This window comes from Haloarcula sp. Atlit-120R (assembly GCF_003665885.1).
GTDB lineage: Archaea > Halobacteriota > Halobacteria > Halobacteriales > Haloarculaceae > Haloarcula > Haloarcula taiwanensis.
Map to the genome: position 1 here is coordinate 1 of NZ_QPLN01000126.1, position 433 is coordinate 433.

Genomic DNA, 433 nt, shown 5'->3' on the forward strand with positions numbered 1-433 from the left:
TCGGATGCGACGCGGTCGACCGATTCGATACCAGCAGCCAACCGGTTTCCCATAACGTCGAGTTCTGTTTCGGTGACTCGGGCGTGTTCGTCGGAGACGAATCCGCCGGCGGCGACCATCAGCCCAGAGACGAGGACGACGGTGATAGTCAGCGTGAGAACGTAGCTGAGTGCCGTCGAAACGCCGCGGGCGGTCGAGCGCGAACGAAGCCTCATGTAATCTCACCCGGTGCGACCCGAACTTCTCTAGAGACGTACGGCTCGCCGGTCTGGTAGACGTACGACACGTTCACGGCGTATAGCGCCTCTTCGGCGACCGGCGACGAGCCACTGTCCGCCGGTTCGTATTTCGCGGCGTCGAAGACGGTACTGTTCGTCTTGTTGACAAACAGTTCGTAGGTGCCTTCGGCCTGTGTCGAACTGCGATAGGTCAC

Annotated in this window: 2 pseudogenes; both read right to left on the minus strand. The window is 60.7% G+C overall.

The window, feature by feature from the left end:
- A pseudogene (locus DVK01_RS21550) lies at positions 1-215 on the minus strand (hypothetical protein); the annotation flags it as partial.
- Positions 212-433, minus strand: a pseudogene (locus DVK01_RS21555) (hypothetical protein); the annotation flags it as partial. The pseudogenes DVK01_RS21555 and DVK01_RS21550, both read right to left, overlap by 4 nt.